The 7746-nt window shown below is 64.8% G+C and carries 3 protein-coding genes and 2 pseudogenes; 3 read left to right on the top strand and 2 right to left on the bottom strand.

The window, feature by feature from the left end; translation table 11 throughout:
• Positions 1-2004: T1SS-143 repeat domain-containing protein (locus tag ACEUCR_RS15165; RefSeq protein ID WP_408791231.1), on the bottom strand; the 2004-nt coding region annotated here is incomplete at its 3' end.
• A gap of 6 nt (positions 2005-2010) precedes the next feature.
• Positions 2011-3068 (bottom strand): annotated as a pseudogene (locus tag ACEUCR_RS15160) (retention module-containing protein); the annotation flags it as partial.
• A gap of 279 nt (positions 3069-3347) precedes the next feature.
• Here ACEUCR_RS15160 and glpA point away from each other — a divergent pair.
• From glpA to glpC, 3 genes and pseudogenes are all read left to right on the top strand, one after another.
• A pseudogene (gene glpA / locus ACEUCR_RS15155) lies at positions 3348-5016 on the top strand (anaerobic glycerol-3-phosphate dehydrogenase subunit A); the annotation flags it as partial.
• On the top strand, positions 5009-6337 hold the full coding sequence (glpB, locus tag ACEUCR_RS15150; protein ID WP_408791211.1) for a glycerol-3-phosphate dehydrogenase subunit GlpB: 1329 nt from the start codon (positions 5009-5011) through the stop codon (positions 6335-6337). The pseudogene glpA and the gene glpB, both read left to right, overlap by 8 nt.
• Positions 6337-7539: an anaerobic glycerol-3-phosphate dehydrogenase subunit GlpC gene (gene glpC, locus ACEUCR_RS15145; protein WP_408791228.1), complete on the top strand. Its 1203-nt coding sequence runs from the start codon at positions 6337-6339 to the stop codon at positions 7537-7539. The genes glpB and glpC overlap by 1 nt, the downstream gene beginning before the upstream one ends.
• Positions 7540-7746 lie beyond the last annotated feature (207 nt).

Raw genomic sequence — 7746 nt, 5'->3', positions numbered from 1 at the left:
CATCTCGGTGCCGGTCACGGCGCTGATGACAGGATTGGCCCCATCGCCGATGGCGACGGTCAGGGTGGAGGAGACGGTGTCGCCGTCAGAATCGGTCAGGGTGAAGCCCGCCTTGAGCAGGCTGTCCACACTGCCCTGATCCAGCGGCTGGTTCAATGTGAAGACGTAGTGGCCTTTCTGATCCAGCGTCAGGGTAAACACATTCTGGCCGTTGACCGCGCCGCTGATGCTGTTGCCGCTGATGCTGATGACAACGGGTTGGCCGCCGCTGGTAAGCCCCTGCAGGCCCGGCTGGCTGGCATCGAAGCTGATGCCGGCAAGGGGATCGCTCCCTGCGGTGATATTGAGATCCCCGGACAGGGTCTGAGGCGCGCTCCAGTCGCTGTCCTCTACCAGGGTGAGGGAAACGGGGTCGACCTGGGGCAGCACGCCGTCGGTGATCTGGATGTTGAGGGTGCCAAGATTGCTCTTGTCCCCGTCAAAGTCGGTGCCCACTACCTGCAGTCCCAGGTTGACGCTGTTGGTGCTGACCGGTTGATCCAGCACGCCGTCAAGCACCACCTGGTACTTGCCATCCAGCCCCAGGGTCACGGTCAGAATGGTCTTGCCACCCGCATCCAGCAGGGTGATGACATTGCCGTTGACCTGATAGCTGGTCGGCTTGCCGCCGCTGGTGAGATTATCCAGGGCGGGCTGGCTTGCCTCGAAGTTGAGCGACACCAGGCGATCGCTGCCCACATTGACCGGCAACTGGCCATCCAGGGTCTGGCCAGAGGCCCCTTCCTGCAAGCTGATGCCGCTGTCGATGCCAAGACCGGGATCGACACCGTCATGGATGGCGATCTGGAGATCGGCGCGGGTTTCGTCACCGTCAATCTCCTTGGCAGAAACGGTGAGCCCGAGGGAGAGCTGGTCGCTGCCCTGATGATCCAGGGGCCCATTGAGGGAGACGGTGATCTTGCCATCGATGTCGCTACCGGACTGGCTGGCGGTCAGCTCGGCCTTGAGCACCTCGACCCGCTTGCCATTGCCATCCAGGTAGTAACCGGTCAGCAGGCGATCACCGCTGAATTCGAAAGTCAGCACATGACCGTCGCTGCTGATGCCGCTGCCATTGAGGCGAGCCAGAGTAGTGGCCTGATCGGCGAAGGCGGCGGAATCCGCCAGCAGGGGATCGGACTGATGGCCCACGACAAACTGGCTCTGCCCCACCACGGCCGCCGCATTGGTGAAGCCATCTTCCGTGAGGCTGATGGGGGCTATGGTGAAGTCAGGCGGCGTGCTGTCCACCAGGTTGACGGTAAGATTGGCGCTCACCAGATCTCCGTCGCTGTCGCGGTACTCCAGGGCAAAAGGCAGGTTCAGGCTGTCCTGGCCGTGGTCCAGACTCTGGTGCCAGACGATACGATAGCTGCCGTCATTGGCAAGGGTCAGGGTGAAGACGGTGACGCCCCCGGCACTGGCGGTCAGGGTCTGGCCGCTTGTCTGGTAGGCGAGCGCCGTGCCGTGGCTGGTCAGGCCGAGCTGCTCGAGGGCGCTCTGATCGGCGCCAAAGCTCACCTGCAGATTGCCATCCAGACCGGCCCCGGTGTGCAGGGATCCGGTGGCGCTCACCGGGCCCTTGGCGAGATCCGCCTCGGACAGGGTCAGGGTATCGCTCTGGCCGATGAGGGGGGCCCCGTCGATCACCCGGTTGCCCGCCAGATCCGTCACCTCGGCGCGCACCTCAAAGGGGCCCTGAATGTTGGACAGATCCAGGCCGTTCAACTGCCAGCGACCATCGCTGCCCACCAGGGCGCTGCCGCTGTAGAGGGTCTGGCCGTTTTGGCCGACGAGGGTGATGGTGACGCTCTGCCCCACCTCCACGTCCGTGGTGCTGCCGCTCAGGGTGACACTGTCATGGCCGAGGATGCTGTCGGTATCGAGATCGTCGATGTCGATGGCGGCACGGGTATCGACCGTCACCGTCAGGGTGTCGCTTGCCCGGTTGCCGGCGATGTCCACCGCATCGACGCGAAAATCATAGGTGCCATCGGCCAGGGTATCTGGGATGGGTATTGCCAGTTGCCATTGCCGTCCACGGTGAGCACGGCCATCACGGTCCCGCCGAGGCTCAGGGTGACGGTGGCGCCAGGCTCCCCCTTGCCTTGCAGCAGGGGGGTGGTGTCCCGGGTCAGATCGTCGGTCTGGCTGGCCCCTGTGTCGCTCTCATCGGCCAGGTCAAGCGTGATGGTGGTGATGGTGTCGAGCAGGGTCTGGCCGGTATCGACCGCCTCGTTGCCGAAGCGATCGACGGTATGGGCATGAATGGTGAGAGGGCCGTCCACCAGCTTGCCGGTGACGTCGCCAAAATCGGCGGCCCACTGGTTGCCGGGCAGCACCACAGTGGTCATTGTGAGGCGGTTGCCATCCTGATCAATCAGGGTGACGGTGACGGGTTGCCCCTCCTCCACGTCCGAGACCTCGCCCCGGATGATGAGGTTCATCACCTCGTCGGCGTTGATGATGTTGTCGCTGGTCTGGGGCTCGAAGATGGTGATGGCGGCATAGGCATCCACGTACTCGCCATCGTAGCGATCACGCACCTCCTGGCGGGCACTTTGATGATCTGTGTCGAAACCGGCCTCTGCCAGGGTGGCGTCATTGGTCCGGTCGACCACGATGAAACCGGCGGCACTGGAGCCTGCCCCCACCACGCCGCCCCCCGCCGTGGCCCCGGGGCCGGCGGCGGTTTCGGCAAAGACGGCCGTGGGGTCGACCCCGGCGCGGATGGCCTGTTGCAACGCCTCCAGATCGACATGGGTGGGCGCCTTGTCCGGCTCGCCATTGAGGGTCAGGGTGTGGGAACTGCTGACCCAATTGCCCTCCTCATCGACGCAAGTGGCACAATTGGGCCCCACCTGCATCCCCTGGCCATCACTCCCCAGCCAGGCCTGACCCTGGCGCCCGGTCAGCATCACCTGGCCGGCAGCGATCTGCCCCTCGGGCGGCATCCGGGAGACTGCCCCGGCCTGGTCGATAATGAACACCTCTCCTTGCACCTGTTTGACCTGAGTCGGAGTATCCATTCGATTATCTTCCATACTGCCCCCTATTTATTTCATCAAACATGAAAACACCAGCTGAACGCTCGGCAACCAGGCATGACAAGGGTCGAACCCTCCATCACCCGAGTGGTGCCATGATAAATCAACATGACTGCCATGGATAGCCGACGGCTCCCGGCGTCGGTGACCCATTCCATGGATAAAACTTTCGATAACGCTCATAAATTTGGTCTAAATCAAACATTTTTGCCCTGACTCAGGCCACACTGGCACCACTGTCAGTCAAAGGAAACGGGCAAGATGAACAGGGTCTCGACTAGCGTAGTCATCATTGGAGGGGGCGCAACTGGCGCCGGTATCATGCGCGACTGCGCCTTGCGGGGCATAGATTGCATCCTGCTCGAGCGCGACGATATCGCCGCCGGCACCACGGGGCGCAACCATGGTCTGCTCCACTCGGGGGCGCGCTACGCCATGACGGATCCCGAGTCGGCCAGGGAATGCATTGCAGAGAACCGCATCCTCAAGCGGATCGCCCGCCACTGCGTCGACGAGACCGGCGGCCTGTTTGTCACCCTGCCCGAGGACGATATCCAGTTCCAGACGCCTTTCATGGCGGCCTGCGCCGCGGCCGGGATAGAGACCCGTCAGCTCGAGCCAGGGGAAGCCCTGCGCCTCGAGCCCAGCGTCAACCCCGCCCTGATCGGCGCCATACAGGTGCCCGACGGCACCGTCGATCCCTTTCGCCTGACCAGCGCCAATGTGCTCGATGCCAGGGAGCATGGCGCCCGCCTCTTCACCCACTGCAAGGTGGTGGGGCTGCTGCGCCAGCAAGACAGGGTGCTGGGGGTACGCGCCGTCAACCTGCGCAGTGGCGAACCTATCGAGATCCTGGCCGAACAGGTGATCAATGCCGCCGGCATCTGGGGTCAGCAGATCGCCGAATATGCCGAGCTCGGCATTCGCATGTTCCCGGCCAAGGGCTCCCTGCTCATCCTGGATCACCGCCTCAACCAATACGTGATCAACCGGGCCCGCAAGCCGGCAGACGCCGATATTCTGGTGCCCGGCGACACCATCTCCCTCATCGGCACCACCTCCAGCCGCATCGATTACCGGGAGATAGACAGCCTGACCGTCACCCCGGGGGAGGTCGAGGTGCTGCTGCGCGAGGGGATCAAGCTGGCACCCGCCATGGCCAGGGCCCGCCTGCTGCGCGCCTATGCCGGGGTGCGTCCCCTGGTGGCGGTGGATGACGACCCCTCGGGGCGCAACATCAGCCGCGGCATAGTGCTGCTCGATCACGCAAGCCGGGATGGCATGGAGGGGCTAATCACCATCACGGGGGGCAAGCTGATGACCTATCGGCTGATGGCCGAAATGGCCACGGATATGGTTGCCCGCAAGCTTGGCAACGACAAGCCCTGTCGCACAGCCCAGCTTCCCCTGCCCGGCTCCCAGGATCCCGAACGTCACCCGGCACCCGGCCTGTCGAGGCCGGTCAAGGGGACGGCCGAATCCCGCCATGGCGAACGGGTCATCGCCTTCTTTCAAGACAACCCCAGGGCCAATGCCCTCATCTGCGAATGCGAGATGGTGACGGCCGGAGAGATAGGCTACGCCCTGCGCGAACTGGCGGTGGACAACCTGGTGGATCTGCGTCGCCGCACCCGCCTCGGCATGGGGCCCTGCCAGGGGGAGCTGTGTGCCTATCGCGCCGCCGGCCTGATGCACGAATACGGCAAGGCCGATGGCCAGGGCGCCTGCCAGATGCTGCGCGATTTCCTGGAGGAGCGTTTCCAGGGGGTGCGGCCCGTGCTCTGGGGCGATGCCCTGCGAGAGACCGAATTTACCCACTGGATTTATCAGGGCCTGTGCGGCCTGGCCCCTGAGATGGCGCCGGCGCCCAGGTCCGAAGACGCCCCCTTGTCCCCCAGCGAGACCTATCAAGGAGCATCCGCATGAGATTCGATACCCTCATCATTGGCGGCGGCATGGCGGGCCTGTGCGCCGGGCTGCGCCTCGCCGAGGCGGGCCAGAAGACCCTGATCATGGCCTCGGGCCAGAGCGCACTGCACTTCTCCTCCGGCTCGGTGGACCTGCTCGAGGGGGAGGGTGACCCCTACGCCGCCCTCCCCGCCTTCCTGGCCGCCAACCCGGCGCACCCCTACGCCAAGGTGGGGACTGCCAACATAGCGGCGAGCCTGGCCGATCTGCAGCGCCACTGCGCCGCCCAGGGTCTTCCCCTCTATCACGAGCAGCACAACCACCTGCGGCTCACCCCCCTCGGCACCCTGAAAGCCACCTGGCTCTCCCCCCGCAGCAGCGCCTGCATCGGTGCGGCGCCCGCCCCCTCCGCCATCATGCTGGCCACCCTGGCGGGCTTTCGCGACTTTCACCCCGCCCTGGCGGCGGCCAATCTGGCACGCCATCCCCGCCTGGCCCACAGCCGCCTGCTGACGGGGGAGATAGACCTGCCCCAGCTCGGCACCTTCGGCCGCAATCCCCACGAGTGCCGCTCCGCGGATCTGGCCCGGCTGTTCGATCGGCAAGACGCCCAGGGAGAGGCACTGCTGGCCGCCCTGGCCCAGGAGATCCGCCGCCTGCTGCGCGAGCACCAGGCACCGGCTGACTGCCAGCTGGTGCTGCCCGCCTGCCTCTCCCAGGGGCTGGTCGGGTCGCGGCTCGCCGAGCTCGAGGGCCAGTGCGGCTGCACCCTTCGCGAGGTCGCCACCCTGCCCCCCTCCCTCATCGGCATGCGGATGCAGGAGGCGCTCACCCGCCGCTTCGTGGCCCTGGGTGGCACCTTCCTCACCAGTGAACGGGTATTGGGAGCCAGGGTGGCAGGAGACAGGGTGATCGGCGTTCACAGCCAGAACGGGGACGATCTCCTGTTCGAGGCGGATCACTTCGTGCTCGCCAGCGGCAGCTTCTTCAGCCGTGGCCTGACTTCGCGCCTTGGCGGCATTGACGAACCCATTTTCGGGGCCGATGTGCTGAGCCTGGCGGATCGCGATGCCTGGGCCGGACGCCGCCTGTTTGGCGCTCACCCCTTCATGGGATTCGGGGTCAAGACCGATGACCACCTGCGGGTACTGCGTGGTGGCAAGGCCCTCGCCAACCTCTACGGCGCCGGCAGCGTACTGGCGCACTATGACCCCATCGCGGAGGGATCCGGCTCCGGGGTGGCGGTCGCCACCGGCTGGCAGGTCGCCGGCCACATACTGGCCCGGATGGGGGGATCCCCGTCCGACTCGGCCGCTCATCAGCTCGCCCGGGAGGCATCATGATGCCGCTAGACCATGCCAACCACTCCTTCGATCAGTGCATCAAGTGCACCGTCTGCACCGTCTACTGCCCGGTGGCCAAGGCCAATCCCGCCTATCCAGGCCCCAAGCAGGCCGGCCCAGACGGTGAGCGGCTGCGCATCAAGGATCCGGACCTCTATGACGAGGCGCTCAAGCATTGCACCAACTGCAAGCGCTGCGAGGTAGCCTGCCCAAGCGGGGTGCCCATCGGCGACATCATCGCCCGGGCCAAGCACCAGTACGGCGGTATCAAGCCGGGTGTGCGCGAGTTCGTGCTCTCTCACACCGACCTGATGGGCAGCATGTCCACCCTGATGGCCCCCCTGGTCAACTTCACCACAGGCCTTAAACCCGTGAAGCGGGTGCTGGACAAGGCGCTGGGGGTCTCCTCCCACCGCGACCTGCCCAAGTACTCCCAGGGTACCTTCCGCGGCTGGTACAAGCACCAGCAAGCCACCCAGGCCAGCTATGGCCGCCAGGTGGCCTACTTCCACGGCTGCTATGTGAACTACAACCACCCGCAGCTCGGCAAGGAGCTGGTGCGGGTGCTCAACGCCATGAACATCGGCGTGCAACTGCTGGCACGGGAGAAGTGCTGCGGCGTGCCGCTCATTGCCAACGGCTTCATGGACAAGGCAAAGCGTCAGGCCGCCTTCAACATCCAGCAGATGGAGGGCACCCTGCTCGGCAACGAGATGCCGCTGCTGGCCACCTCCTCCACCTGCGGCTTCACCCTGAGAGACGAGTACCCTCACCTGCTGGGCCAAGACAATCGCAAGGTGCGGGATCGCATCTCCCTGGTCACCCGCTTCCTGTGGAACGAGTTCAACAAGGGCAACCTGCCCGCCATGAAGCCGCTGGACTTGCACATCGCCTACCACACCCCCTGCCACCTGGAGAAGATGGGGGGCGTCATCTACACACTCGAGCTGCTGCGCGCCATTCCCGGGGTCAGGGTGAGCGTGCTGGCGTCCCAGTGCTGCGGCATCGCCGGCACCTATGGCTTCAAGTCGGAGAACTACCAGACCAGCCAGGCCATCGGCGAGGGACTGTTTGATCAGATAAACCGCCTGAAACCCGACCTCGTCATCACCGACTGCGAGACCTGCAAGTGGCAGATAGAGATGAGCACCCCCTTTCACTGCGAGCACCCCGTCCATCTGCTGGCGCAAGCCCTGGCCTGACCATGGCCGCCCCCCCAGCCGCGGGGGGCATCTGCCCTCTCTTGCGCTGTTTTTCAACAAGATAGGTGTCAGGCGAGCATCGAACTGACCCCGCTTGCCCCGGGGTCAACTTATATTTAATCACTTCAAGGCACTGGGGATTGCGGCGCGTCAGAACCCGACATATAACTGAGAGGTTGATTTCGGTTTTTTTCACGCGGTAAACCA

Source organism: Aeromonas bivalvium, from assembly GCF_046078285.1.
Classification (GTDB): Bacteria; Pseudomonadota; Gammaproteobacteria; order Enterobacterales; family Aeromonadaceae; genus Aeromonas; species Aeromonas bivalvium.
Note: the sequence above shows the minus strand (reverse complement) of the source record. Positions and strands in the feature narration are given on the sequence as shown.

What these genes read in the sequence shown, in the direction of transcription:
- glpB (WP_408791211.1), top strand. Translation starts at nt 5,009, where the DNA reads ATGAGATTCGATACCCTCATCATTGGCGGCGGCATGGCGGGCCTGTGC.
- glpC (WP_408791228.1), top strand. Translation starts at nt 6,337, where the DNA reads ATGCCGCTAGACCATGCCAACCACTCCTTCGATCAGTGCATCAAGTGC.